Below are 24,262 nucleotides of genomic sequence, written 5' to 3'. Positions count from 1 at the left end.
TGTTAAAATCCTACATTTGTAATCGGATAAATAGCTCTAGCCAGTTTATCCGCTAACATCGTAAAACCTAAGTTATTTGCATGAATGCAATCCAACATAAGCTCTGCACGAGAATTTGGTTTTCCACCTAAAGTGTTTCTTAAATCGACATAAATCAGCGCAGGTTCTTCACGAGTAACTTCTACAAGTAGATTGTTAAGTCCATCCACCTGAGATGCTGTAAATACGGCTGCATCAGAAACAATCAGACCCACCCTATCAAATTTAGATTTACAACCTTCATCGGATCCAGCAATTACTGGTGACATATAAGGATTTGGGTAGTCATACCCGTGGATGATCCATTTTAATGGAGCTCCTCCAAAGCGAGCAACTTTATATGCATTGCCCGTAATGATTAAATGTTTAAGGTTTGCTTTTAATGTTGCTAAGCGTTGTGCCTGGACGCTATCTATCTTTCCAATATATTCGGAAAGGTTTGCTTGAATATCATTTCCTCCTAAAGATAGAATGACAACTTTCATGTCAGCTCCACCTTGATCGATGACTTGGAATTGAAGTCCTTGACTGACTACTTGCTGTAAAGTTCGTCCTCCTAAAGTGGCACCTACAAATTTATACTGAAAGCGATTTTCTAATTGTGGTCTTAGTGTTTCTACAAAGGGAAATCCAAGTAGAATGTCTGTCCAGCTGTCGCCAATAATGCCGGTTTTGGCTGGAGTTTCACCTTTACATACAGCAAATGATGTACAAAGTATATTGGCTCCAATACCATCAAGATAGTCTTTTTTTGTATCACAATGCGTTAGGAACGTTATTATCCCTAACAAGAGTGTGTATTTAAGTTTTTTCATTTGGTTTTGTTTCCTTCCAGATATAGTCCATGATAAATGCGCAAGATAAATCGCCGGTCAGATTTACTGAAGTTCTACACATATCTAAAAAGCGGTCAACCCCAAAAAGAATTGTGATTCCTTCGATTGGGATTTGGAAAGTATAAAGGATAGAAGCAAGAATGACAAGCCCAACTCCCGGTGTGGCAGCAGTGCCAATCGAGGCCGCAGTTACCGTACCAACTAACAGAAACAAGTCTAAAGGGCTTAAAACTACTTGGTATACTTGGCTTAGAAACACTGTTGCAACTGCTTGGTACAAAGCAGTTCCATCCATATTGATTGTTGCGCCAAGAGGAAGAACAAAGTCAGCGACTGTTTCTTTTAATTTTAATTTTTCCTTTGCCAGTTTTAAGGAATAAGGAAGTACGGAGCTGGAACTGGAAGTAGAAAAACCAAGTAAAGGAATTTCGCGAACTTGGTTCAGAAAACGGACTGGATTTTTTCTTGTAAAAAGAAAAATCAAAATCCCATAAAAAATCAAAATACAAAAAAGTCCAAAGAGAACAGTTCCAATATACGAAACAAGTCCAAGTAAAAGAGAAAATCCAATTTGAACCATTGCATAACTCATAAGTCCCAAAACAGCTAAAGGAGCCAGTTTCATCGCTGTTGCAACAACCCAAAGACAAAAACTTTCTAGCGAATGACAAAATGCTTTTAGTGCAGCTCCCGAATCCCGTGAGGTTAGGAAAAAAATTCCTAAGATCATTCCGAAAAACACAACAGATAACATTTGTTGTTTGGACCAAACATTGACTAAATTTTTCGGAATGATGTTGGCAATGATTTCCGGGATGGATTCGCTTTTTTCATCCAAGTTTGTAGAAGTTATGTTCTGAGTTGTTACGTTTGTTTGATTTTGGATATGGTTTCCAGGTTTGATGATCAGAGTCAGCGTAATCCCAATACTTACCGAAACGATTGTTGTAAAAATAAAATACAAAAGTGTTTTACTTCCCAAACTCCAAAGATCTTTTAAATTTCTTAGACTAGAGACTCCAAGAGCAATGGAAACAATCACCAACGGAATCATAATCATTTGGAGTAAGTTTAGAAAAGTATCTCCAGGTAGTTTCATCCATGGTAGATAAGGTTTTAAAGTAAGAGCAGAGATATAGCCCGTTTCAGGATTCAATAGGATCCCAAAAAACAAACCTAACATTAAGGATACGAGAATCTGAATCCAAAAAGGAATTTTGGCAAAGAACATTCCCAAAATCTAACTTTTGGAAATTCTATGTAAATGAATTTAAATACTTATGTAAGTTTGAAAAAGTCGGATTTTGTGGAAAATTTTTGCCCCATTTTTGATTTTGCGAACTTCTATTGTATACTCATCCTTTGCTCTTTGGATTTCTTTCATTGTTTTATGAAGTACTGCTTTTTTTTCAGGACGATTGTCCCATTTATAAGCGGCTTCTTGGCGCATTAATTTTTCTTCGAGTTGTCGGATGGTTTTTTGGTGAGAAAGTTCTACTTTGTATTCTTCTTTTTGAAAAATAGACAATGTTTCCTTTCTGAGAATTTCTTTTTTTGTTTCTGCTTCTGTTTCAACAATCGGATAACAATGAATAAAGGCTTCTTCTAACTTTGACAAAGGAATTTCTTTTTCTGGGACATATGTCTTTGCTTCTGTCCAATCGCTTGGTTTTTCTGTAAAAACTAGAGTTTTCTTTTTCTTTAGATCAAATTCGATAAAGAAAAGATCTTTTCGTTTGAGAGAAAAATCGAATTCCACTTGGAATACAAAAAGAATTTTTTGGCCTAAAGTATTTGAGTGTAAATATTTCTTTTTACGTCCCACATCACTTTGAGTGAGTAACTCGGTAACTTTTTCTACAAATGGATGACCAAAGGCCATAAATTCGAGAGAGTCATTCGTTAGCGCCAGGTCGGAATCAAAGGTAGCTTTTTTAACTTTACCTTCGGCATTTTTATATTCGTAGGATCCTTTGCCAACAGAAGTTAAAGTTCCTGGAAGATGTGCTTGGAAAAACTTGGAACCTTGGGCTACCACTTCTTCAAGATGGCTATTGTTCCATTCTCTTTCTTCGAGAGTGTGATCGTAATAATCTTTTAAGTTAAAATCTAAAACTTTTGGTGTTACAAGTGCATTGAGTTTTTCAAAACCTTTCTGAGCAACTTGGATGCGAAGGTCAAATTCCGTTTCTAATTCTTCTTTGGTTTTTGTACCCGTTACAAATTTCATTAAGCTTGAATTGAAATCAAGTTCCTCTTCGATGGTTCCAAGTAAATCATCAGAAGCACCAATGGATTCTTCAAACAAACGAATTTTATTTGTAAGTACTTCTAAAATTCTTTCTGCTACTGTATCTTTGGAAGCAAAGTTAAAGATATAAACATTATCTTTTTGACCAAAACGATGGATCCTTCCAATTCGTTGTTCGATTTTTAGTGGGCTCCAAGGTAAGTCATAATTAAAAAGTATATTTGCAAATTGTAGGTTACGACCTTCCCCACCTGCTTCCGTACAAATTAGTATTTCGAAATCTTCTTTGAATTTTTGAATCGCTACTTCTTTTTCATCCATACTTAAGGAACCATGGAAAGGTGAAACTTTGAAGTCAGGTTCTAGTACCGATTGTAAATGGTCTTGTGTGGTTCTGAATTGTGTGAAGATGATGAATTTTTTATGACCTTCTTTTTTTAAACGATAAAGAGTTTCTTTTAGTTTTTGAGTTTTTTTATCTTCTTTGATTTGTTTTCCCAAATGAATGAGTCGGTTCAAAGTAAAAAGCTCTCGTTTGATCCTTTGGAAACTTGACATCTCTTCATCTTCTAATTCGGTGATGAAGTCTTCGACACCTTCCGTTTCATCTAAATCCCAATCATCCAAAGTGGTTTCGTGTTCTTTCATGTAATGGAATTTGGATTCCAGCATAAACTTTCTTTTTTGTAAGGCAGAAAGAAGTGCAATGACAGAGGAATCCAAAAGTTTTTGGAAAACCACCATTACAAATCCAATGGCACGGTTTTTAGTTCCCATTGCCATATTGTATTCTCGTTTTACATAATCAGTAGTTTCATCATAAAACGCACGTTCAATGGGAGATAGATCAATACGAACCGTTTTGGCAAAACGTTTGGTAAATCCACCCACTTCTACTTTACGGCGACGAAGGAGAACTTTTGAGATTTTTTCTTTTAAATCACCTTTTTGACCAACCACATAGTCGTTTACGAAAGTATGATACGGCCCAAGGATATTCGGATCAACCAAGTGCATCAGGTAAAAAAGTTCTTCTAACTTTCCGCGAAATGGTGTAGCAGTAAGGAGGAGGAGACATTCTGTTTTTCTAGCAATTTTCTCTGCAAACAAATATCCACGAGTAATCTTAGAATAATCACGACGAAGTCTATGTGCTTCATCAAAAACAACAATATCCCATTTGGTTCCTAGGATTTCTTCAGCATATCTTGGGTTTTTGATAAAATCGATGGAAGTAATGATTTTATTAAAATTTCTCCAATGATCTGGACCATTTGTAACAAAATTTCTTCTGCGAACAATCGCAAACTCTTCATTGAATTTATTTTTCATCTCTTGTTGCCATTGGACAAGAAGAGGAGAAGGCGCAACTACGAGCACACGTTTGAGGCCACGACGAAACATAAGTTCCTTTACCGCAAGACCAGCTTCAATGGTTTTTCCTAGGCCCACTTCATCCGCCAAGATAAATCTTGGTTTTAAACTATTAGCCACAATGAATGTGGACTCAATTTGGTGAGGTAACAATCGAGTTCTGGAATTCGAAAGAGAAGAAAGTTTATTAAAATTATAAGTGAGTTTAAGTTGGCTTGCCGCAAGTGCCAAGTCCATTGCCTTTGGAAATTCTTCCCAAACGCGCAGAGAATCGGGGTATTGATTTAAAAACTGTAAGTTTTTGTTTGATTTGTTAACGTTTCGAAAAATTTCTTTCGATTCAAAAAATAGTTCCACAGAAGTGGGAGACTCTTTTGTAACTTTTGCTAAACCTAACTCTGGTTCATCGATGAGAAACCCATACTCATTTGTTTGTTTTGGTTCAACCGTTGTTTCAAAATCTAAACTTAATTGAGTAGGGATGTCCATCAAACTCCTTTCTGATTTCCCCAAAGCACTTTATGAATTTGAAGCGACAAACGACACTTAGGTGGGTTGTCTACTTTGATCCATTCAACTAGTTCTTTGGCATCCACTTCACCGTGGACTGGCGAATACAATATATTTGTGTGTATTTTTTGTTCGCGAATGACTTCGATACTTCTATCAAAGTCGATTCTATCTCGCACAACGAACTTGATTTCGTCAAGTGAATTATGTCTCTTTTCTAGAATCCGAAAATTTTCCTGATCCATTCGGTCTTCCATCCCAGAACCCGGTAATTTGTAGTCCATTGTGAAAATAAAATAAGGATCCTCGGTGATTTTTTCGCTTCCGTTTGTTTCCACACGTGCCGCAGGGTAAGGCAATCCCGCGCTTGTTCTATGTTTGTAGATTTTGTTCGCAATTGTAATAGAGAGATCTCGATTTTTTCCTTCTAAAGGTTCGCCTCCAGTCAGCAGGACTTGGTAGCCGTGATGTGGATCTAAGTTTTCTAACTCTAACCAAATTGATTCTAAACTTTTTTCTATACCTTGGTTTGGTCCCAAAGCATAGGCAGTGTCACACCACAATGCTCTTGAATCCGTTTTGCCACAACGTAAGGAACAGCCGGCAAATCTGATAAAGACAGTAGGGATTCCCTGTGAAATTCCTTCGCCTGAAATGGAAGAATAAACTTCATGAATTTTTCCAAACATTGTGATGATTCCTTCTATGTCAGATTATGGTAAATTGTTCTTGCGAAAACATTAATTCAGAATTTGCTTTTTATGGTCATGTTTATAGACGCAAAATTGGAATACCCGTTGATCCAAGAAAAAGAAGTACAAGAGAACCACCTTTTACTTCGGTTTCGAACCCCGGCCAACCCGAAAATCAATGAACGCAAACCCTTGGTCATTGGGTTAGCTGTTGATAAAAGTTGGTCCATGAAGGGTGAAAAAATGGAATCTGTCATTGACGCATCCTGCGCTTTAGTAAACTGGCTAACAAGACATGATGCTGTAACTATCATCGCATATTCGGCTGATGTACAAATAATTCAACCAGTCACTCACCTAACAGAAAAAGTATCAGTTACCGATAAAATTCGGAACATACAAGTTGCCACTTCCACAAATTTAAGTGGTGGATGGCTTTCTGCTTTAAAAAGTCTAAGCCAATCAAAAATCCCAAACGCATACAAACGAGTTTTATTACTGACCGATGGAAATCCTACATCTGGCATCAAGGAAAAAGAAGCACTCGTAAAAATTGCCGAAGACCATTTGGCAATGGGAATCTCTACTACAACCATTGGTGTAGGAAACGATTTCAATGAAGAGATGTTAATGGAAATTGCAAAAGCGGGTGGGGGAAATTTTCATTATATTGACAATCCAGAAAAAGCATCCGACATTTTTTTCGATGAATTTGGTGATATTGGGGCCTTGTATGCTCAAGCTATAGATGTAGAGTTACAACTTGCACCCGGCGTTCGATTGAAACAAGTTTTGTCCGAAACTTCTCATCAAATAATGGAAGAATTTGACGAGTTTCTCGGTGATTCCAAAACTATATCGAGACAAAAAATCAATCTACAATTAGGAGACCTTAGAGCGGACGACATTCGAAATTTAGTTTTGAGAATGGAAGTAGATGATAGGATAAACCAATTCGAATCTCCTTTCTGTGAAGTAAATGTATCTTATTATAATTTATTACAACAAAATGCTTTAGAATCTGTAAAAGAATCTTTTCGGTTTCCAAGAGGAAACAATCGAGGCAAACAAGATCCCGATGTTTTAGTAGAAATATTGATTGCCAACGCAACAATAGGAATTAAAGAAATTACTGATTTTATAAAACGTGGGCAAGTGGAAGACGCTAAAGTATTATTATACGGTCTAATTCAAGATATTAAAAATAACTTACACTTTGCTCCCAATGCACTGGGTTCTGTCCTTAGTCGCCTCGAAGTTTTAGAAACAAAAATCACAACTAAGTCCGATGATTTGAAAAAACATCTGTTTATGAATTCGCAGATCATGATGAAAGGATCGGAAAAGTTAGATTTAAAAGATGTCGTTTTGCATAACGATATTTTTGAATATCGAATTAACGGGGATATTGATTTGTACAAATGCCCCGAAATTAAACTTCTTTTAGAGCAAAAAATGTCCGAAGGCTTTCGGTATGTAGTTTTTGATTTTTCTGATACATCACATATTGATTCCTCTGCAATTGGGATGGTGATTCAGATTGTAGGTTGGTTACGAAGGCGGGGTGGAGAACTTGTGGTTGCCAACATTCATGATTCTGTCAAAAAAATTTTTGAAATCACTAGGTTGTACAACCACATCCGTGTTGCAGAATCTGTTTCCTCTGCTAAAGAAATTTTACAAAGATTGATTTATGCAAACGAAGGAGATAAAAACTAGTTGGTTTAGGCAAGCCAACGTTCTGCTTCTTCGATTGCTTCTTTTAAGTCACCAACAAGTGTCGGCGCAATAGCGATTCCTTTTTGAGTGGGTTTTAATTCCCCGTTCGGATCTGTATACCATACCCGAATGTTAAAAAAAGTTTGCCCTTTGTATTCGGAGATCTCCACGCGGATGACTTCTCCTCTTCCTTTGTCAATGTCTCGAATGATTCCTGTTTTTGCCATGTTAGTACGTCTCTACAAAAAGTTGTTCTTTTTCCTCTAATTGTTTTTTGAATTCATCATACGAAAGATCCGTTCCACAAGCAGACATGATCTCTTGTATCACCCCTTTTTCCATTCCTTTCGGACCGCCACAAATATAAAACTTACCGTTTCCATTGACAGCATTTTTAATAGATTCTGCGTTTTCTTTTGCACGGTGTGTGATGTACATCTTTCCGCCATCAAAAGTGTTTTTTTCCTCTCGGCTAATGGCTGTTAAAAAGTGGAAATTTGGATGATTTTTTGCTATATCTTCAAAATAATCGCGAAGTACTATTTCGTCAGAATATGGTGCTCCGTAAACCAACCAAACATTTCCTTGGAAAGTAATTAGCTTCTGAACGAGGAGTTCCTCCACCATTCCAAAAAATGGACTAATTCCGGTTCCTGTTGCAAAAAAGAAAATATCTCCCGAAAAGTCAGTTTGGGGCAATAAGAACTTTTTCCCTGCAGGACCCGTCATTGTCACAGTGTCTCCTGGTTTTAAATCACATAAGTAATTAGAACATACTCCTTTGTGGAGGAGATTTCCGTTTTCATCGTACACATTGTCCCTTTTTACAACAAATTCAATATTGTCCTTGGTTTGACCAAAACTGAACGACGGTGAGGCGATGGAGTACAAACGGATGGTATATGATGGATCAGCTGATCCCTTGGCTTGTTTTTCGGGATCCACTCCAGGGGGAATGATTCCTGCGCTTTGCCCAATCATATAGGGATAAGTATTGTGATCGACGGCAATGGTGATTCGGTGAACGGCAGAATCTCCTTCCTTTGCCGGGCGTTTTCCTTTTCCTGGTTCTGGGGTCAAACGGGTATTGGCAATGACTTGGGCTAGGATGGGATTGGATTTTTTAAAAAGATTAATTTGAGGGGTAAGCAAGGTCGTCCTCGTAACAGGTGGTTTTTGGTCAAGTTTGGCATTCCGATGGTTCGGGAAAAGGAGAACTTAGAGTTTTCATTTTTCCTCCTCAGAATTATGTCTCTTCTTGACTCCTTTTTTAGAGTTTTTAAACTTTAGTCATTCCGGCCCCCTCGCCGATCCTAAAGACAACCGGGAAAACAAACTGCATGAGATCGACTGAAGCACAAGAAAAGAAACCATCATCATTTCCAAATACCGTTCTTCATCATAAATTGGAATCATTCACAAATACGATGATCCAATCTCTACAGACAAAATCGAAAGAGGAAAGAACTTGGGCTGTACTTTCGATGTCTGGAGAAATTTTAGCCCAAGGACAGCAAGTTCCGAGTGTTGACTACAGTTCGGAATCCTTATTTTCAATTTAACTACGGAGGGTTTTATGTTCACCCGAAGTTTTTTTCCTTATTTTAAAATTCAACTAGCAACCGTTATTTCTTTTGGGCTAATCATTTTGGCTCCGATAAATGCGGAACCATATGGAATGGCAGGTTGTGGACTCGGTTCAATGGTTCCTGTATGGAAAAATGATATTGGTCAAGTCCTAGCAGCCACAACTAATGGGAGTTTGTCTTCCCAAACATTTGGAATTACTTCAGGTACATCTAATTGTACAACAGATGGAATCGTGAGAGCTGATAGGGCTCAAGAGGTTTTTGTTGCCTATAACGAAGGTCCACTAGAATTAGAAACAGTTCGTGGAACTGGTGAAAGGGTTCAAGCCATTGCTTCTTTGTTAGGTTGTCCGACTCATAGCGATGAGTTAGGAAAATTAATGAAAGAAAAACATTCATTTATTTTTGATCATTCAAAAGAAGGTGGACCAAATGTTCGTTCTAAACTTATTTTGGCTCGATTGAAGGCAAAAATAGCAGAGAATTCTGAATTAAAACAAGTTTGTTTATATTAATCGCCTATCACTCGAGAAATTTCCGAGTTATAACGATGCGCTGCCTCTGTTTGGTTGAGATACCCATAAGCACCTAACTCAAATAAAAATGCAGCAGTAATTCCATAACCACCGTCTGAAACGGAGTCACATCCTTTTTTCCCAGCGGGATGGATCTTCCAGTCGCGCGGATTCAGAAATTGAAAATTCTCTGGGCAGACTACGTGACCATAATTTTTACCATCTGCATGCCTTGCTTCATGTAACAAAACAAGAACCCGGTCCAATCGGTTTAGATTAAAAAAACTTCTACCTAACAATACATCACCATCATGGTACATGGCTACATAATCTCCAGTAGACCCGTAAGAATATTTTTTGATTCGCAATTGAATCCAACGGGATAACTTTTTTCCAGAGAAACTAAACTTAAATATAGATTCAAATTGTGTAAGATGATTGTAGGTAGACTTATCGATTTTGATTCTTTTAGGTTCTAGAGATTCTAAATAGGAAAACGATTCTTTTAAAATTTTTGACTGTTTTCCACTTAACTTTGATTCGTCGGAGTATAGTGAAACTGCCGATAAACAATAAAGAACAAAAACAATGAAAACTGTTTTATACGAATTGTGTTCAAAAAGTGGCTTGAAGTCCACCATAGTAAAACCTGGGCCGAATAGGATTGTAAGTAAGCTCGTATTGGTCAAGGACGTTGTCTACTCCTAAAAACAGAGACATCCTTCCATCAAAGAATTTTTTCTCCATTCTTACGTTGAGTAAGGTAAACGGTTTCCCATATACTACTTTGTTATTTTCTTCTACGCTTTTGGTTTGTTGGTCGATGAGGGCAGTACTGGAACCCGCTGTAAATTCGTTGGTTGTACTATAAAACGGCCGTTTGTCTAAACGTTTGGCACGAAGGGCAAATTCCCAACCACCAGGAGCATTCACAAAAAAGTTCATTGTTCCTTGGTGTAAGGCCCTGCCTTCTAATGGTCTATCGGTTGTTAGGTCTCTGGTATCGGTTTGGTTGTAACCTAATTCTAATGCAAAGTATTTTAGAAATCGAACTCGTGATCCAGCTTCCACCCCTCTCGTATAGGCACGTTGGATGTTTTTTAGTTGGAAGTTAGCAAATTCGCTAGTTCTAGTTCCAAAACTGTATTGGATGAGATCGGTGATGTCATTCCGAAACACACTGAGAGATAAGGTCCAAAATTTGAATGGAGCATATTCAATATCAGCGTTGACCGTTGTTGATTTTTCAGGTCTAAGTTTGTCATTTCCATCCACAACATAACCGACACCAGGGTTTTCAAAACGTAAGTAAAGTTCTCGGAATGAAGGAGGTCGGAACCCTTTCCCGTAACTAGCACGGAAAACTAAATTACTAGTGATATCGACTTTGGTTGCAATTTTCGGAGTGGTTTGTCCACCAAATTGGGAATCCACATCATGGCGAACACCCGGAACCAATCGCCAAACAAAACCTTGTCGCCATACAACCCATTCATCTTGAATGAAAGCAGCTCTTCTCGTTCGATAGGCATTTCTTCTTTGTAACCTGTCAGATTGTAATTCTTCTGAATAGGATTCTACCCCAGCTGTTACCATATGATCATTGTTAATTTCATGATCAATTTGAGCGACACCTTGTGATGAAAACTCATTAGTGAGTTCTTTTACATCTAATTCGTTCGAATTTCTTTGGTCTAATTTATAATGATTTTCCCAACGTGAGAAATTTCCTCGAAGGGAAACCATATTTCTTTTTCCGTAGGCATACTCTAAAGCACCTAACCCAAGAAAGTCGTTTGTGAGATTGGTTCTATCAAAAACGCCACCATTAGCTCTGGAATCAATACCGGCCTGGTTTCGATTTAAATAGTTGATACCTGTTTTGACTTTAAATTTTCCATCTGGATTAAAAGTCATGTTTCCGCCAACATTGTTATCTTGGAATGCGTTTCCCGTTGTGGCTGGTGTTTTTGGATCGAGGTCGTATGCAGCAGATTGGTTGAAGCCTCCATAAAAATTGGAAGCAACAAATTCGTTTTTAAAACCAACATCCGCTATTAAATTTTTTTCACCTTGGGTTCCAAAGTTAGTCTGTCGACCAGTTCCATAGGATGTTCGGAATTGATAGTGTTCTGGTTTTTCTGCTTGTTTGGTAATGATATTGATGACACCGCCAATGGCATCGGCACCATACAAAGAAGAGGAACTGCCTTTTACAATTTCAACTCGTTCGATGTTTTGCACTTTAAACCGAGTGAGGTCGATTGTATTGTTCAATCGACCGGCAATCCGTTGTCCATCAACAAGAAACAATACATACTTGGAATCAAGGCCCAACATTTGAACCTGTGACCCACCAAAAAACGGCGTTACATTGATTCCCGTTTGAGTATCTAGCACCTCACCTAAGTTACGTGCTCCAGTTTGTTCAATCCGTTTTCTAGAAATAACTTCTGTTGCTACTGCTGAATCTTTGAGCCTTCTTTCGCCGCGAGAACCTGTAACCACAATTCCGTTTTTATTATCCAAATCTTTAAATCGATCCACTTCTTCAGTAGGAACTTCCTCTTTGTTGGCCTCTTCTGGAACGGAGGTTGGGGTTTGAGTTGTTTGATTTGGATCTGCCGGAGGTGTTTCCACCGAACCAGGCACCGTTGTTGTGTTAGGTGTCTTTTCTACGATTTTAGGAGTTTTTCCGTTTTCACGTGGACGTGTTTGGGAGTGTACTTCGCCAATGAACAATAGGAAAAGGCAAAGGATTGGCAATAAAAACGGATTAAAAAAATACATTAGGGAAGTTTTTTCCATCGGATGGTCGGATAACCAGAAGTTCCCGCATCACTATAATAATTTTCGATATGAATGGCGTAAGTAGCAAGACCCGTTCCGGAACGGATAAGAAAGATATCAGGTTTTGGAGTTAAATTTCCAATCGTATAATAATACCATTCGGTGACAATTGCATTGCCCACATAAACTGCGCCGGCTCCCCCGATTCCTTGAGTGGTAGTGGCAACATCTACTATAAAACTATTACATCCTTGGCTACTAGGTGAACTGGAACCGGCAAGTGCAAAATTTGTGGTATTACTTGTACAAGCTCCACCGAGTCCGAAACGATTCGTTTCGCCTGAATTTGTGGCCACCTTATATCTGTTAAAGGCAACATCCCACGTAAGGGAGTCTTTCTCTGCAAAAGGGATTTGTTTATTCCCTTCAAATTGAAAGTATATATAAAAATCTAAATTGGTTGCATTGAATCTTGTTGTATAACTCCCATCGCCATTGGCACGGGAAAATACAATTTTATCCAACGCATTGGGATTCCCTGCATTGATCAAATTTGTGACCAATTGGTTTACAAAAAGTTTCTGATCTGACAAAGCACTCTCTTGCCTTGCGCAGAAACTAGTTAGTAATAAAATAAAACCAATGCTAAGGAATCGAATCACAGTTACGGAGAAAAAGTATAATTCACAGCTGCAGATTGACCCTTTGATGGCTGCGCATAGATAAATACATAATAACCGCCAGCAGCTCCATTAAAAGTTAGAGTTGCCGTTTGGTTCGCGATTTTATAAGAACTTGGAAATTCACTGCTTGAATCTGATCCCCCAGTGATTGTGTATTGAGTTGTGATTGTTGCAATATTGCTAGTGTTTAGTGGGCATTCCGTTGTTTTGTAAACAATGATAAACGCACTACCGTTGACAGTCAGAACTGTGGAAGCATCAGAAGTTAGCTTTATTGCAGCCGTTGTATGACCAACAATCGGTACTGAACCCAATTTAGAAATGGTTCCAGCAGTGTTTCCCGTTACATCAGTGGTCCAAGTGTTGATGGTTGCCTTTCCAACTGCGGAAACAGAACAATCACCAGCAGAAGTTGTGAGTCCCGCAAGCGCCACGAGCGTTGCCGTGTTGTCGTCCTCTTTTTTCTTCTCACACTGGAAACTAAATCCAGCTACTAAACTCAAAACGATCAGTAATTTTGTCTTATTTTGAAAGGATTTCATAGAACCTCGGTCTTTTTTATCCAAACTTGTGTACTGGAAATGAGAATCAAATTCATTTTATAGTTTTCCCTTTTTTTTCGAACACTGCCGAAAAGATGACAGTAATCCTTGGTGTGGAGCTAATCCGGTATTCTTTATTACCTTCAAATCTTTTGGATCGATGAGAACGATTGAAATCTACCATCAAAAAAATCAATTGTAAGGAAAAGGATTTTTCGTCTACTATGCCAAGGTCATGTCGCTCAAACAAATTACCATCTATATAGAAGAGTTTGATCATGATTTTTATAATCGCATCCTTCGTGACATAACAAGCATTGAAACTTGCAATGTGCATAGTTTTCATTCTATTTTAGATATCAAACCTGGCACGATCCAAGAGTCCGCTGTATTTCTTTTTTGGAATGATTCTACAGTTTTAGAAAAACAAAAATTTATTTTTGAGCAATTTCCAGAATCTCCTTATATATTACTCTCTATTGCTATTTTATCTCCTTCTGAATTAGCTGAAGCGGCCCACCCAACATTTTTGCATCTTGCCGAACAAACATACACTGTTGGAATCTTAGATTTAGTACTAAATTTTGCGGAACGATTGATAGAGGACATGAATCGATCCATAGCTTATGACAAAATTAGAGAAAAAGTCATCGTCCTTCAGAATGTTTTTGAAGAGTCATTGGACATTCTTATGCAAATTGATCCAGGCACCAAACAGATCATCAATGCAAACAAACAAGCTGTTGTTGTATTAGAATATCCATTGGAAGAAATTGTTGGGAAAGAATTTTCCTTCTTTATGCCACCCGTGGAAGTGGATGAAGATGAAGAGTTCCAAGGAAATTTAATCGAAAGCACTGCTTTAAAAACTAAGTCGGGACATTTGATTCCTACAGAGTCTTCCTTTCGGTTGTTTCCCGTGAATGGAAAAATGGCAATTTGGGCCACCTTTCGTGATATTACAGAAAGGAAACGTTCCCAAGAACAGGTGAGAAATCAAAAAGCGTTTTACGAATTCATTCTAGATAACCTTGATTCTGACATTGCTGTGCTCAATTCAAATTTCCAATATGAATACACAAACCCTGTATTTTTATCAAACAAAGAAATTCGTAAATGGATTTGTAAAAAAACTGATGAAGAATTAGCAGCTCGTTTGGATTTGCCGAATGAATTTCATGAAAAACGAAAAAAGTATTTAGAAATAGCTGCTAAAGAAAACGAAATAGTCCAATTTGAAGAACTTATTCAAGACAGTAATGATAAGGTAACGTATCTCTTAAGAAAATACATTCCCATTGATGATACAGAAACTGACCAAAAAAGAATTATTAGTTTTGGCGTTGATATCACTGAACGCAAATTATCTGAAGAAAGAATTACATATTTAGCTTATTATGATGCACTCACGGGTCTTTCTAATCGTACGCTATTTATTGATCATGCAAACCAAGCATTAAAAAATCATAAGTCCACTGAGACTTTACTTGCCTTCTATTTTTTCGATATAGACAATTTTAAGTTTATTAATGATAGTTTGGGTCATACCAAAGGTGATATTCTTTTGCAAATGGTAGGTGCAAGACTCAAGCGTGTTATGACCGAAGTTGATACAGTAGCACGATTCGGAGGAGATGAATTTGCAATTTTAAAAGTAGATGTTCCGAATAAAAGTGCGGCCGCCGAATTTGCACAAAAGATTTTAGATATCCTCAGCCAACCATTTCATATCATGGGTCGTGATTTATTTACAACTATAAGTATGGGAATTGCACTTTCCCCAAATGATGGAATTTCTTCTTCTGAACTTTTAAAAAATTCTGATATGGCAATGTACAAAGCCAAAGAATTGGGCAGAAATAATTATAAATTCTACACAAACGAACTCATTCTTCGCTCAGAAAAACGTTTGTACATTGAAAATTCTTTGCGAAAGGCCATTCAAAACGAAGAGTTGGTACTTTTCTTTCAACCAAAAATTTCAACCATCACAAACCAAGTATGTGGAGCTGAAGCACTCATTCGTTGGAAACATCCAGAGAGAGGATGGGTTCCTCCTGTTGAATTCATTCCTGTTGCGGAAGATTCGGGTATCATCGAAAGGATAGGAGATTGGGTTTTAGAAGAAGCTTGTAGATTGAAAAAAATTTGGAACGAAGAAAATCTCCCTACATTTCCTGTCAGTATAAATGTTAGTGGTAAACAACTAGCGCGCGCTAATTGGTCTCATCGAGTGCAGTCTACCATACTCCAATATAATATTAATCCGGAAGAAATAGAGTTAGAACTAACAGAAAGTTCTATCATGGAAAATCCTGAAAAAAGTATAGAGGCTTTTGAATATTTATCCGGGCTTGGAATCAAAGTATCCATTGATGATTTTGGAACTGGTTATAGTTCCTTGAGTTATCTTAAAAAAATCAATGCAGATGTTCTAAAAATTGATAGGTCTTTTGTAATCGATTTGGAATTGAACGAAGATGACAGAGCCATTTGTAAGGCCATTATTAACATGGCACATTCGTTAGGTATGGAAGTGATTGCTGAAGGAGTAGAAAATCCTGCTCAAAGGGATTTACTTCATGATTTAGGTTGCCATATGATCCAAGGGTACCTTTACAGCAAACCGTTACCTGCAGAAGATTTTGTTGTTTTCGTTAAAAAATTTAACGAATCCGCACAAACAAAATAGCCGAAATTAATACTGATGATACGGTTTTTGTCTTTATTGATTCTGATTTTATCTTTTGTACGTGCTGTTCCTGCTGAATCTCGTGAGGTCAAAAAAAAACCTCCCACTCGAGTAACTCCGACAAATTACTTCGTAAAAAAGGAAGAAAAAAATTTTTCACTTCTGATGGAAGCACGACGCTTTGGAAGAGGAGAGGTAGTATTCCTTCGATTAACTCCCAAAGATAAAAAATGGATAAATGAATCGTATAAAGTTAGTTGGTTGGGAAAAGAAGTGATCCTTACCAAAAAAGAAAAGAGTATGATCGCATTTTTACCTGTTTCTCCCGACACTCCTGCAGGTGCGATGACACTCGAAATAGTATCAAAGATCTTTTTTGTTAAGCGGGGACAAAAACAATACCAAATCATTTTAGAACCAACTAAATTCCAAGTGATCAAAAAAAATCAACAGATCAAAGTGGATGAGAAGTTTATTACCAAAGAATTGCCGAAAGAAACTTTGGATTTTATTCAAGAATGTAAAACAGCAAAAGAGACTGCATTTGCAAAACAAAGCCAATTACAATTTGTTAATAATTTTAAAAATCCTTTGGATAAAATGTTTATTACAAGCAAATTCTATGTTAGGCGAGATTATAATAATAAACAAGGCAGACCGCACGGTGGTGTAGACTTTCGTGGAAAAGTGGGAACTCCAATATATGCAATTCAGGACGGAATCGTTGTTCTTGCTAGAAAAACATATTATGAAGGAAACTTCACAATTGTGGATCATGGGAATAAAATATTTTCATTTTATATGCACCAAAATGAAATCAAAGTGAAAGTAGGAGATGTTGTGAAACAGGGACAAGAAATTGGAACTGTTGGTTCGACAGGAATGTCAACTGGCCCGCACCTACATTTAGGTGCTAAAGTAAATGATACATTAGTGGACCCACTTTCCTTAATCGCTTTGCAATCGATTTCCGAATCGCATTGATGCTAGAAAATCACGAATGCCTTGTTCGTGAATTTCACCTTTCTCTAAATTTTCTGTAATATGTAATAGAAGTTTATCATGGTTGGAAGTTTCCACGAGAATAAAACCTGTTTTCGCATAACGGGGTCTAAGTAGGTCATAAAATGTCCAAAACTTAGATGTGATGACAGTGGGTTCTAATTCTTTTTGTTGGATTTCTTGAATGTCCTCAATGTCCCCCTTACTCACTTGTATTTTTAGGAATTCCGAAAATTCAGATATAGCTTGGTTTTCTTGAAAACCTAGGTAATCAGGAAAATAGAAAATTCTGACAAAAGGATATCTTTCTGCATCGTGATCACTGAAAGCGAGAAGACCAGCAATTTGTCCTGCTCCCGTTTTGTTCTCTAAAGTTAAATCTTCAGGTTTGAAAAAATAAAAACCTTCTGGAAGTGTAAATCCAAACTGAAGTTCTTCATTCCAATATTGATTATTTTCTGTAACGACCCAACCATTCAAATCCTTTTCTTCAATTTGGTATTTATTTTTAAAAAGAAGATAAGCAGATAAAACTTCGGCGCCTTGTAATGCTTTGAATGCAATGAGGGCATTACTTGCTACGAGACAGGCGGCAATTAAAAGACGTGCATACTCTTCGAGACGTAACACACGAATGAGAAAAGCAACCGCTACTAACAAAAATAAAAAAACAGTACCGGCTTCAAAAACTAAAACCTCTGCAAGCCAGAGTGCAAAAATAAAAAGAACAACAACTCCCAATTCAATGAATGGATGAAATGTTTCTACCCAATAACGTTGGATGACATACAAACTTGCATATGTGATAAACAATCCAACCACAAGAGAAACAAAACATAGGACAAAAATATAATGCCAAGGGAGATGTGATTCGTGGTAGATAAAAAAAGGAATGGCTATGATTGAATAGAGAATGAGTAGATTTCTTGCGGTTTTTGGCGCTAGGAATTGAGTAAAGAAACCACTTGCATGATTTTTGAATTTAGTTAGTATTTGCAACATGTCGGCGATAACAGACTTTTTTCAAAAAATCCAAAACCAAATCATTGAAATCCAAACTACCATCAACCAGATCAAAACCAGTTGGGAGAATTTTCAAAAGTTTTGGGATTTATTTTTTACTTTAGTCCCTTGGGAAGTTCTCCTGTTACTGATCTTTTCTGTCATCCTCCTTTCCATTTTCAATTCAGTTTCTCCAAAAACTCCGAAGGCAAACTTAACCATTGCTGTTTTGTTACTTTCTGCACTTTGGATCTATTTTTGGGGATTGTTCGGTGGAGAAGTATCTTTGGGAAAGGTGGTCAAGGTTTCTTGCTACATCCTAGTTCCATTGCATGCCATCGGATTTGGCCAATGGGTATACGGACTGGGAAAAAAAATCTATTGGAAAAAAAGAAGGATCACTCCAGAAAAATGGGAATCTGCCCTACACCAATTTTCTCTGGACTACCACCAATTGGTAGGCAAAGCCCACTTGTATCATACAGAAATTCAAGAGAACCGTGGAAGTTTGTTAGAAGAAATCAATCGAATCGAACAATCCATCCAAGGGATCAAATCTTTACTTTCGCAAAAGAAAGAAATTTAGATCAATCATACATAGGTAACATGGTTTCGGATTTTTTTGCTGAAGTTAATATGTAGAGTGAATCAAAAAACTACAAATTTTCTACTGACCAATGACTTTTGGAAAAAATCCAAGACTACTTTGTACATTATGGTCATGAGCGGGAACGATTTGTAATTCTGGATTGGTTTGGATTAAATCATTGACTCTGGCAATTTCTTCACCTAGACTTTTGGTATCAAAATCCACAATCCATCTAGCTCCTCTTGGTTTGTGTTTCTTTTCCGTAAATCCTTCTTTCCGCCAAACAATATCACCTGTGAGAAAGTAAACTTGTCCATTTTTCGTATGTAAGAAAAGACCAACAGATCCTTCACTATGTCCTTTCATTGGAACAAAAATGACAGTGCCGTCACCATACCAATCAAGACTTTTCGCATAAGACGCATAAGGTTGATTCGAAAAATCTAAGTGGCTCCAAAGGACGGAATTTCCATCAAACTGGGAAGGAATATATCCTAATTCTACTTTTGGATTATTCAATTCATCTGCTAAACTGTGTATTTTAGCCAAAGGAAAATCTTTTAAACCACTCGCATGGTCCCAATGGAGATGGGAAAAAAATACATCCTGAATGGAATTTGAAAGAACGCCATTGGAATCCAATTGATCTTTTGCTGTTTGGAATGGTTTGTAATCCATTAAAAGTTTCAAGTACAGAGGAAAAACTTGAAACTGTTCTTTCACTTTGGTTCCGAGTCCAGTATCAAATAAGAAATTTCCTTTCGGATGTTGGATATAAAAGGCGGAATGTGCCACTGTGGCTATTTTAAATATGGATCCACCTTCGATAATGAATCCTTCTAATGTTTTTGCTTCTCCAGTCTTTAGAATCGAAAAAACAACATTTGATTTTCCATTTGGTTTTGGGATGTGAGAAGAGATTGTTTTTTTATCGGCAATGAATGAAGGAATTGTTTCCTTTGGATATCCTAGAAAGTAGAGAAAAATTATAATTACGAAAGTTAGGCTTAGTGTAAAAAAAATTTTAGATTTGGAGGGAAGTTTCATTTTTGATTTTCCTATAAAAATTTAATTTTGTTTGAAAAGAGATTCAGCAGTTTTTGCGGCCACGCGTAATGGTTCTGGTGATTTCTGTAGTTTAGAAAGTAACAAGGCGCCTTCCCATAAAGAGAGTAGAGAAAGAGAAAGATTTTTGGCCATGCGACTTGTGTAACCTTTTTCCATTAGGTATGTCTCAAATGTTTTTAACCACATTGAATATATCTCAGCACATACATTCGAAATACTAGGTACGGATCCAGACGTTTCCATTGCTGTTGTGGCTATGGGGCATCCCTTTTTGTAATCACTGGAAACAATACGTTCTTCTAAGAGATGGAACACTTGTTTGATGGCGTGAGTTGGAGAATCCGTTTCTGACAATATCGATTGGAAGAATAAGTTCAATTGGTTTCCCGAATGGAGGAGGGCTAGGCTCGTGAGTTCGTCTTTTCCACCGGGAAAGTGAAAATAGAGAGAACCTTTCGGTGTATCCGTTTCTTTTCCAAGTTCCGTTAACCCTGTGGATTCATACCCATTTTCTTCCAGGAGCCCTGACATAACTTCAATCATCTTTTGTCTGGTTTCTAAACCTTTTTTACCCACTGAGCCATTCCATTACATAATAATAGACCGGTCAACATAAAAAATTTAATTATGATCCCGAATGGGAAAAATGGAATATTTGGAGATTCGAGTTGTAAGGAATAAAAAAAAAGCAAAACAAAGGTACGTTTGCGAGGTAAGCCAATATAAAGGTATGGTTAAGTTATCCAATCCATTTTTCTCTCAGAATAAATCTCATTGTTTTTTTAAGACTCCGCCGATAAACTAAGTAGTACGGATTTCGGGAAGAAGTATGATCAATAAGAAGCCATCGCTTACAGGAAGACAAAAGGCCGCCATCTTTTTGGTTGCGGTTGGAAACGATGTGGCCTCCGAAATCTTCAAACACCTCCGTGAAGACGAGATCGAACAAATTACGTTCGAAATTGCTCGTTTAGATAAAATTACTCCAGAAGATAAAGAAAAGGTACTTGTTGAGTTCAATGAACTCATGATGGCCCAGGAATTTATCACCAATGGTGGTATTGACTTTGCTCGGGGACTTCTTGAAAAAGCTCTCGGTAACCAGAAAGCAATCGATATCATCAATCGCCTCACTTCGTCCTTACAAGTAAGGCCTTTCGACTTCATTCGTAGAACTGACCCGGCCCACCTCCTCAACTTTATCCAGGGGGAACATCCGCAAACCATCGCCCTTATCCTTTCTTATTTGGACCCGCAAAAAGCATCCAATATCTTATCGAACTTACCGCACCAGATCCAAGCGGAAGTGGCTAAACGGATTGCAACCATGGACCGGGTATCACCGGACGTACTCCGCGAGGTAGAACGGGTGTTAGAACGTAAACTCTCCACTCTTGCTTCCGAAGATTATACCTCTGCTGGGGGTATCGATTCTGTGGTAGAAATTTTGAACTTGGTCGACCGGGGAACAGAAAAAACCATCATCGAAGCGTTGGAAGAAGAAGACCCGGAACTTGCCGAAGAAATCAAAAAACGGATGTTCGTATTCGAAGATATCGTTTTACTTGATGACCGCGCGATTCAAAAGGTAATGCGTGAAGTGGATAACACTGACTTAGCGAAAGCGCTTAAGTCGGTGGATTCCGAAGTACAAGATAAAATCTTTAAAAACATGTCAAAACGTGCTGCAAACCTACTCCGAGAAGATATGGACTTTATGGGTCCTGTTCGATTGAAAGACGTGGAAGATGCGCAGCAAAAAATTGTAAACATCATCCGTAAACTGGAAGAAGCCGGCGAGATCGTTGTGGCTCGTGCGGGAGAGGACGAACTTGTGGTTTAATCCACAGGTTTAGTTTTCTAGGTTTCTTTCTATTTTAGAAAATTTGAATATTGGAAAAACTATTTATGGCGATTGCTGAATTTTCCCCATTTGGGAGGAAATTCAATCAAGGCGTCTTTGGCTGAAATTTCATTTCGTTCTAGTTTTTGGTTTAACGTGATGAGTTTGTGAAGGTTTCCCATTGAAAAGGAAAATTCGGTAATATCAAAATCATCCAAACGAACTTTGGCATTCCTGCAGAAAAGTTTAAGTTCTGATAAAATTAAAGTGACCCTTGCATTGGCATAACGAGCCACAATCTCTTCAAATTCTTCTTCATTAAAAAATTCTTTTTCTAAATCATAATCGAATTCTTGTTTGATGAGATCAATGAGAGAAAGACCCAGCTCTTTCGCAACTAAAACGACATAATCGAACTTTGATCGGACCCAGTCTTCCGATTCTAAGAGTTCTACAGCAGAGCGAGGTATATCCAATTTTTCTGATAATTCCACTCTTGTCAGCTTTCGTTTTTCTCGGTAGTTTCTGAAATGATTAACTTTTTCCATGTTTTATAAAAAAATTCAAAATTGCCGTTTTTAACGGTCCGAAAAGGCTCCAAAAACGTTTTGAACGGTTTGGGAGAGTAAGATTCGCATGGATTCGGTTGACTTGCAAAGGAAAAGAATTGCTAGGCTCAAGCTACGCTAAATTTCCTTTCTGGAGTCCGCCACCGAGGTTAGCCTAGGTGGTGTGCTCGTTTTTTCCACCCTTTTATAACTTTGCTCCAGCGAAAATGTGTGATCATTCGCTTTGCTCAAATTCAGATTTTTACCCGAATTTAATGAAATTTTCTTCTATGTGGTGATAATATCGTAAGATACAATTCTTTTGAAAGGAAACCTTTGATGAACCGAATCCAAATATTTAGAAATAGTTTAATCTTGATAAGTTTGATCACTTTAACATTGAGCAACTGTGCTTCAGTAGAAACACCGAATCGTTTGCGTAAGGCGATCGATTTACAAGGACACCGCGGTGCGAGAGGACTCAAACCAGAAAATACATGGCCTGCTTTTGAAGAAGCAATCAAATATAAGATGGTCACTTTGGAGTTGGATACGGTTCTAACGAAAGACAAAAAAGTTGTGATGCACCATGATTCGGATACAAACCCAATCATTTGCCAAAATTCAAATGGAACTGAGATCAAAAAAACTTCCCTTTACGAGCTAACCTTAGCAGAACTCCAATCTTATGATTGTGGTTCCAAAAAAAATCCCAACTTTCCCAAACAAATCCCAGTTCCCGGAACTAAATTGCTTTCCTTAGAAGAATTTTTTGAAAAGGTATTGGCGATTGAAAAAAAATCAAAAGAAGTTTATGAATTCAATATTGAAACAAAATTTCCTGATGATGGATCTGCTCCCGATAGTTTAGTAAAAGAACATACAGAGAAACTAATTCAAATTATTGAAAAATACAAAGTTGTAGAACGTTCTACAATCCAATCATTTGACTTACGTACTTTAACTTTTTCTAAAGTTAAAAATTCCAAAATTAAAACTAGTGCTTTGTTTGTTCCGACATACTTCCAAGGATTTTTAATGACGGTTGGACTTGGAAATAGCTATAGAGAATCTATCTTATCCGCAGCTAAAGACAAAAATGCAGATATCGTTTCTCCATATTTTTTATATGTGACACCCAAGTTTGTAAAAGAGTCACATGACAAAGGTATGTTCGTGATCCCGTGGACAGTGAATACAGAAAAAGAAATGAAACGGTTAGTGTCTTGTGGAGTGGATGGAATTATTTCTGATTATCCTGATTTATTGGATTCTGTCGTTCGGCCAAAACCTTAAATTCCCCAGACAACCGTACAAAGAGATGAATAAAGAGAGAGGTAATTTGTTGCCTCTTTCTCAATTCGATAAATTTCGACGATCCCAGAAACATTTGCGGCGGCTCCAATACTTGCATTTCCTGAAGTAAAAAAGAATCCATATCGCTTTACGCATGACTTTCCTTTTTTAAGAGGAAGTTTAGGAAGACTTCGTTCGGACAGACCTAAGGAATAGGATGCATAGATAAGACCTGTGGGACCAAGTCCTTGTGGTTGTCCTAGATTGATACAATTGGTGATTCCAATACCCAAAAAAATTAAGAGGATTATGGCATTAAAAGTTGTCTTCTTGAATTTGGAACTAAACTTCATTCGTTTCCTGAGATTTCTACACAAAGGTTCGCATAAATTCCAAGTAAAGCAAAGGTTGTCCAATTGGTTTCAGTGACATTTTGAATTTTGGATCTAGATTTTAAAAATTCTAAAGATGCATCTCCAAAAGAAACAAGTCCGAGTACAGAGTGTACGCAGGATGTGGCTCTCCTTTTGGAAATCTCACCTGTGCCAAAAATACCAATTTTTGTTTTAGTAAATAAAAATCCCCTTGGCCCAAATCCGGGGGATGCACAGTTTTCAAAAAACAAAGTAAATAGAATCACAATTAAAAAAGTAAAACGAAAGGTTCGATTCAATGTTGTACC

Annotated in this window: 24 protein-coding genes; 8 read left to right on the top strand and 16 right to left on the bottom strand. The window is 37.5% G+C overall.

Translation table 11 applies throughout. From position 1 onward, the window contains the following. Window positions 1-2 precede the first annotated feature (2 nt). Genes CH364_RS14945 through CH364_RS14930 form a run of 4 tightly spaced genes read right to left on the bottom strand, consistent with a single transcriptional unit; the run spans window position 3 to window position 5,699 of the window. A complete protein-coding gene (locus CH364_RS14945; RefSeq protein ID WP_100743695.1) occupies window positions 3-854 on the bottom strand; it encodes an SGNH/GDSL hydrolase family protein in 852 nt (283 codons plus the stop codon). Next, entirely contained in the window at window positions 841-2,106 is a 1,266-nt protein-coding gene (locus tag CH364_RS14940) for a dicarboxylate/amino acid:cation symporter (RefSeq protein ID WP_100743696.1), read from the bottom strand. Before CH364_RS14940 ends, CH364_RS14945 begins: the two co-directional genes overlap by 14 nt. A 39-nt stretch (window positions 2,107-2,145) precedes the next feature. Then, window positions 2,146-4,989, bottom strand: coding sequence for a DEAD/DEAH box helicase (locus CH364_RS14935; RefSeq protein WP_100743697.1), 2,844 nt, complete (start codon window positions 4,987-4,989; stop codon window positions 2,146-2,148). Beyond that, window positions 4,989-5,699: a 7-carboxy-7-deazaguanine synthase QueE gene (locus tag CH364_RS14930; protein ID WP_100743698.1), complete on the bottom strand. Its 711-nt coding sequence runs from the start codon at window positions 5,697-5,699 to the stop codon at window positions 4,989-4,991. The genes CH364_RS14935 and CH364_RS14930 overlap by 1 nt, the downstream gene beginning before the upstream one ends. Before the next feature lie 72 nt (window positions 5,700-5,771). Between CH364_RS14930 and CH364_RS14925 the strand changes: the two genes are divergently transcribed. After that, window positions 5,772-7,421: an anti-sigma factor antagonist gene (locus tag CH364_RS14925; RefSeq protein WP_165779505.1), complete on the top strand. Its 1,650-nt coding sequence runs from the start codon at window positions 5,772-5,774 to the stop codon at window positions 7,419-7,421. A 5-nt stretch (window positions 7,422-7,426) separates the two neighbouring features. Here the strand turns inward: CH364_RS14925 and CH364_RS14920 are convergent, their stop codons facing one another. Both CH364_RS14920 and CH364_RS14915 read right to left on the bottom strand, forming a co-directional pair. Then, window positions 7,427-7,648, bottom strand: coding sequence for a transcriptional coactivator p15/PC4 family protein (locus CH364_RS14920; protein ID WP_100743699.1), 222 nt, complete (start codon window positions 7,646-7,648; stop codon window positions 7,427-7,429). 1 nt (window position 7,649) lies between these two features. Beyond that, window positions 7,650-8,573, bottom strand: coding sequence for an FAD-binding oxidoreductase (locus tag CH364_RS14915; protein WP_100743700.1), 924 nt, complete (start codon window positions 8,571-8,573; stop codon window positions 7,650-7,652). Window positions 8,574-8,761: 188 nt separating this feature from the next. On the opposite strand from CH364_RS14915, the gene CH364_RS14905 reads away from it, so the two are divergent. Both CH364_RS14905 and CH364_RS14900 read left to right on the top strand, forming a co-directional pair. Then, window positions 8,762-8,983, top strand: coding sequence for a hypothetical protein (locus tag CH364_RS14905; RefSeq protein WP_100743701.1), 222 nt, complete (start codon window positions 8,762-8,764; stop codon window positions 8,981-8,983). 14 nt (window positions 8,984-8,997) lie between these two features. Continuing rightward, window positions 8,998-9,525: a DUF3015 domain-containing protein gene (locus CH364_RS14900; RefSeq protein ID WP_100743702.1), complete on the top strand. Its 528-nt coding sequence runs from the start codon at window positions 8,998-9,000 to the stop codon at window positions 9,523-9,525. Here the strand turns inward: CH364_RS14900 and CH364_RS14895 are convergent. The 4 genes from CH364_RS14895 to CH364_RS14880 form a co-directional block, all read right to left on the bottom strand. Next, window positions 9,522-10,166, bottom strand: a complete 645-nt coding sequence (locus CH364_RS14895) for a hypothetical protein (protein ID WP_100743703.1) — start codon at window positions 10,164-10,166, stop codon at window positions 9,522-9,524. The genes CH364_RS14900 and CH364_RS14895 overlap by 4 nt on opposite strands. Further along, complete coding sequence (locus CH364_RS14890; RefSeq protein WP_100744715.1) at window positions 10,141-12,315, bottom strand: TonB-dependent receptor; 2,175 nt, start codon at window positions 12,313-12,315, stop codon at window positions 10,141-10,143. Before CH364_RS14890 ends, CH364_RS14895 begins: the two co-directional genes overlap by 26 nt. Next, window positions 12,315-12,908 carry an HmuY family protein gene (locus tag CH364_RS14885; protein WP_100743704.1) on the bottom strand — a complete coding sequence of 198 codons (594 nt, stop codon included), beginning with the start codon at window positions 12,906-12,908 and terminating at the stop codon, window positions 12,315-12,317. Before CH364_RS14885 ends, CH364_RS14890 begins: the two co-directional genes overlap by 1 nt. 71 nt (window positions 12,909-12,979) lie before the next feature. Continuing rightward, on the bottom strand, window positions 12,980-13,540 hold the full coding sequence (locus tag CH364_RS14880; RefSeq protein WP_100743705.1) for an LIC20153 family lipoprotein: 561 nt from the start codon (window positions 13,538-13,540) through the stop codon (window positions 12,980-12,982). 235 nt (window positions 13,541-13,775) lie between these two features. On the opposite strand from CH364_RS14880, the gene CH364_RS14870 reads away from it, so the two are divergent. Continuing rightward, complete coding sequence (locus CH364_RS14870; RefSeq protein ID WP_100743706.1) at window positions 13,776-16,232, top strand: sensor domain-containing protein; 2,457 nt, start codon at window positions 13,776-13,778, stop codon at window positions 16,230-16,232. A 15-nt stretch (window positions 16,233-16,247) separates the two neighbouring features. Beyond that, complete coding sequence (locus CH364_RS14865) at window positions 16,248-17,216, top strand: M23 family metallopeptidase (protein ID WP_100787871.1); 969 nt, start codon at window positions 16,248-16,250, stop codon at window positions 17,214-17,216. On the opposite strand, the gene CH364_RS14860 is transcribed toward CH364_RS14865, so the two are convergent. Beyond that, window positions 17,181-18,236 (bottom strand): hypothetical protein, encoded by a 1,056-nt coding sequence (locus CH364_RS14860; protein ID WP_100743708.1) that lies wholly within the window; start codon window positions 18,234-18,236, stop codon window positions 17,181-17,183. The genes CH364_RS14865 and CH364_RS14860 overlap by 36 nt on opposite strands. Here CH364_RS14860 and CH364_RS14855 point away from each other — a divergent pair. After that, window positions 18,235-18,822 (top strand): hypothetical protein, encoded by a 588-nt coding sequence (locus CH364_RS14855; protein ID WP_100743709.1) that lies wholly within the window; start codon window positions 18,235-18,237, stop codon window positions 18,820-18,822. The two genes, CH364_RS14860 and CH364_RS14855, sit on opposite strands and share 2 nt — an antisense overlap. Window positions 18,823-18,903: 81 nt before the next feature. On the opposite strand, the gene CH364_RS14850 is transcribed toward CH364_RS14855, so the two are convergent. Together CH364_RS14850 and CH364_RS14845 are read right to left on the bottom strand one after the other, a co-directional pair. Beyond that, complete coding sequence (locus tag CH364_RS14850; RefSeq protein WP_100743710.1) at window positions 18,904-19,872, bottom strand: MBL fold metallo-hydrolase; 969 nt, start codon at window positions 19,870-19,872, stop codon at window positions 18,904-18,906. Between the two features lie 21 nt (window positions 19,873-19,893). Then, window positions 19,894-20,469, bottom strand: coding sequence for a TetR/AcrR family transcriptional regulator (locus CH364_RS14845; protein WP_100787870.1), 576 nt, complete (start codon window positions 20,467-20,469; stop codon window positions 19,894-19,896). Window positions 20,470-20,722: 253 nt separating this feature from the next. On the opposite strand from CH364_RS14845, the gene fliG reads away from it, so the two are divergent. Then, window positions 20,723-21,736 carry a flagellar motor switch protein FliG gene (gene fliG / locus CH364_RS14840; RefSeq protein ID WP_015681495.1) on the top strand — a complete coding sequence of 338 codons (1,014 nt, stop codon included), beginning with the start codon at window positions 20,723-20,725 and terminating at the stop codon, window positions 21,734-21,736. 59 nt (window positions 21,737-21,795) lie between these two features. Here the strand turns inward: fliG and CH364_RS14835 are convergent, their stop codons facing one another. Further along, the gene (locus CH364_RS14835) at window positions 21,796-22,284 is read right to left on the bottom strand and encodes a helix-turn-helix domain-containing protein (RefSeq protein ID WP_100743712.1); all 489 of its coding nucleotides are present in this window, start codon (window positions 22,282-22,284) and stop codon (window positions 21,796-21,798) included. A 339-nt stretch (window positions 22,285-22,623) separates the two neighbouring features. Here CH364_RS14835 and CH364_RS14830 point away from each other — a divergent pair, with 339 nt between their 5' ends. After that, window positions 22,624-23,580 (top strand): glycerophosphodiester phosphodiesterase, encoded by a 957-nt coding sequence (locus CH364_RS14830; protein ID WP_100743713.1) that lies wholly within the window; start codon window positions 22,624-22,626, stop codon window positions 23,578-23,580. Here the strand turns inward: CH364_RS14830 and CH364_RS14825 are convergent. Together CH364_RS14825 and CH364_RS14820 are read right to left on the bottom strand one after the other, a co-directional pair. Then, window positions 23,577-23,933 (bottom strand): TRL domain-containing protein, encoded by a 357-nt coding sequence (locus CH364_RS14825; protein ID WP_100743714.1) that lies wholly within the window; start codon window positions 23,931-23,933, stop codon window positions 23,577-23,579. The two genes, CH364_RS14830 and CH364_RS14825, sit on opposite strands and share 4 nt — an antisense overlap. Then, window positions 23,930-24,253, bottom strand: coding sequence for a TRL-like family protein (locus tag CH364_RS14820; protein WP_100743715.1), 324 nt, complete (start codon window positions 24,251-24,253; stop codon window positions 23,930-23,932). The genes CH364_RS14825 and CH364_RS14820 overlap by 4 nt, the downstream gene beginning before the upstream one ends. Window positions 24,254-24,262 lie beyond the last annotated feature (9 nt).

It is taken from the genome of Leptospira harrisiae (genome assembly GCF_002811945.1).
GTDB classification, from domain to species: domain Bacteria; phylum Spirochaetota; class Leptospiria; order Leptospirales; family Leptospiraceae; genus Leptospira_A; species Leptospira_A harrisiae.
Note: the sequence above shows the minus strand (reverse complement) of the source record. Positions and strands in the feature narration are given on the sequence as shown.